Consider the following 3,044-nt stretch of genomic DNA (forward strand, 5'->3'; position numbering starts at 1 on the left):
GTAACAAGCGGAGCGATAATACTGATGGTAGAGACCAATTGGCGGATACTACGACCACGAGAGATTCGAGCGATGAAGATAGCCATCATAGGGCCATAACCAAGGAACCAACCCCAGAAGAACACTGTCCACCAACTCAACCAACCTTCGTCACCGCGGTAAGTCGCCATTGGAATAAAGTTGTCGACCATGCTGCCAACACCTTGGATGTAACCATTCACAATGAAGTTAGTTGGGCCAAAGATCAGGATATAAATCATCAATGCCATTGCTAAAATCACGTTGTAACGACTTAGCATTTGCATGCCACGATTTAGGCCACTAAGTGCAGACAACGTATAAAGCGCAATCGCAAACAAAATGATAATTAGCTGAGTGGTAAAGCCATCTGGAATTTCAAATAAGGCATTAAGTGCGTAGCTGACTTGCAAGCCAAGGAAACCAATTGGGCCTATCGTGCCGGCTGCAACCGCAACAATACAACACGCGTCGATTAACGCTCCGGTATGGCCTTTCAGTGCACGTTCACCTAAAACTGGATATAACAAAATGCGAGGTTTAAGAGGCAAGCCTTTATCATAATGCAGGTGCATGACCACGATAGACGTTAAGCTTCCGACAATCGCCCAAGCCAAGAACCCCCAGTGCATAAAAGATTGTGATAAAGCGTTAACGGCACCTTGCTGGGCATTTTCTTGTGACCCGTAAAGCGGCGGCGGACTCACATAATGTGCAATAGGCTCAGCCGCAGCCCAGAAAACCCCACCACCGGCAAGCAGCGTACAGAAGATGATTGCCATCCAACGGAATCCGTCCATCTCAGGCTTAACCACACCACCGAGAATGACTTTACCGGTTCGCCCGACGGCTAAACCAATACCAATAAGGAAAGTCAAAAGCAGTAACAATTGCCAATATGGTCCGAAGACTTTCACCGACCATGCGAATCCAGTGTTAACTAGACTGGAAAGCAATTCCCCATCAAATAAAGCTAGAGCAACAAACAGTGCGATGAACCCACCGCTGTACCACAAAGCCGGATTGCTAAGACCTAACTTGTCGGATGTAGATTCTGGCTGGCTCGCCTTGTTACTAGCAGAGTGACTGGCAGATAGATTACCAGCCCCTACTAAGTTTGAAGATTTCACGCTATTGGTTAAATCAGACATACTCTGACTCCAGAGGTTTCTTTGCAGCTGTCATTTAATGATGACTACAAGAGGTGTATTTAACACCTGCCCTATTATTTTTGTATTGGCAGGCTGTTCCATGTTTGGGTTACCGCTTTTAAAATAGGCTTTGTCCTTATATGTAACGGGGAACCTTATTTGTTCGGTTCTAACCCGTCCTTAAGGAAGTTAAACCAGTTTTCACCCAGTACTTGTCCCGCCTCGGATTCACTAAATCCGTGGCGCATTAATCCGTTGTATATATTTTCCATTCCTGCACTTCCGCAGAACCATGGCAAAGCATCAGGCCAACCGGAGTTACTAGCAGAGCCTTCACCGTAATCCATCGCTTTTGACCAACGGCCATTTCGCATCCACTCCAGCACCGCTTGTGGTTGGTTAAGGCACAAATCACTACCAATTCCTAGATGCTCAACTCCCACCATATCTGCTGTCGTCGCAACCATTTGGCAGAAGTCTTCTAGAGTGCACTGGCTGCCATTTGGTAGGTGGAATGGGTAAAGGCTAAACCCAATCAAACCACCGCGCGCAGTGAGCGCTTTGATCACATCGTTGGATTTATTTCGCAATGCATCATGCGCAAAAGTAGGGTTAGCATGGCTGATACAGATAGGACGTGAAGATAGCTCTATCGCTTCAAGCGTAGAACGCTCAGCACTGTGAGACATGTCGATGATCATCCCTACTCGGTTCATCTCTTCGATGGCTTGCTTACCAAAGCGAGTGATCCCCGTGTCATTTTTCTCGTAGCACCCCGTCGCCAGTAAGCTTTGGTTGTTGTACGTCAATTGCATGATCAATAGACCTTGCTGACGCATCACTTCGATCAACCCGATCTCATCATCGATTGGAGAGCAATTTTGTGCCCCCAAGAAAATCCCAACTCTGCCTGTCGCTTTAGCCGTTTCAACATCTGCCATAGAATGAATTGGCATGATCAAATCAGCATTTTGCTCAAACCTTAGGTTCCATTCAGCAAAGCGAGAAAGTGTTTCACGAGCCGTCTCGTGGTACACCATGGTGGCGTGTACTGCCGTAATACCGCTGGCTTTTAGAGTTTGAAAATATTCTCTATCCCAATTGCAATACTGCAGTCCATCTATAACAATCCGTTGCTGGTACATAACCACTCCCTAAAAACAATCTTAATTTTGATATGTAGTGGTGCGCATTGTGGGCACCACCGAGTCACAATTAGTAAGGACGTTGGTAAGCAGTTTTCACCACTGTGTAGAACTCTTTCGCGTATTGACCTTGTTCACGAGGGCCAAAGCTAGACTCTTTTCGACCACCAAACGGGACATGGTAGTCAGTACCCGCTGTTGGCAAGTTCACCATTACACAACCGGTTTGAGCTTGTTGTTTGAACATTGCACTCGTACGTAGGCTCTGAGTAATGATGCCGCCAGTAAGACCAAAGCGAGTGTCATTTGTTGTGGCGATAGCTTCTTCTAAGTCAGCAACACGAATTACGCTCGCCATAGGTGCAAACACTTCTTCTTGGTTCACTTCCCAGCTGTTTTTTGTATTAAGGAAAAGCGTCGGAGACATGTAGTAACCTTCATGCTCTAGATTCAAACGTTCACCACCGAATGCGAGTTCCCCGCCACTTTGGCGTGCTTTTTCAATCCAATTGAAGTTAGATTCAAGCTGTTTGCCATCCACAACTGGTCCCATGAACACACCATCTTGCATAGCGTGGCCCACTTTAAGTTCGCTCATTCGTTTGATTAGCGCTTCAACGTATTTGTCGTGAATACCATCCATAACCACTAAAYGAGATGACGCGGTACACTTCTGACCAGCGCCAGAGAATGAACCCGCAATGGTTGCATCAACCGCCGTTTGAATATC

General features: G+C 46.5%; 3 protein-coding genes. All 3 read right to left on the bottom strand.

What is annotated here, in order from left to right; translation table 11 throughout:
• Nucleotides 1-1,169: BCCT family transporter (locus L4C33_RS20995; protein ID WP_428814335.1), on the bottom strand; the 1,169-nt coding region annotated here is incomplete at its 3' end.
• Nucleotides 1,170-1,324: 155 nt separating this feature from the next.
• Nucleotides 1,325-2,314, bottom strand: coding sequence for a membrane dipeptidase (locus tag L4C33_RS21000; protein ID WP_428814336.1), 990 nt, complete (start codon nucleotides 2,312-2,314; stop codon nucleotides 1,325-1,327).
• 70 nt (nucleotides 2,315-2,384) lie between these two features.
• Nucleotides 2,385-3,044, bottom strand: a 660-nt coding sequence (locus tag L4C33_RS21005) for an aldehyde dehydrogenase family protein (protein ID WP_428814337.1), incomplete at its 5' end; no start/stop codon positions are given.

Origin of the sequence: Vibrio makurazakiensis, assembly GCF_050337375.1 — a bacterium.
GTDB lineage: Bacteria > Pseudomonadota > Gammaproteobacteria > Enterobacterales > Vibrionaceae > Vibrio > Vibrio makurazakiensis.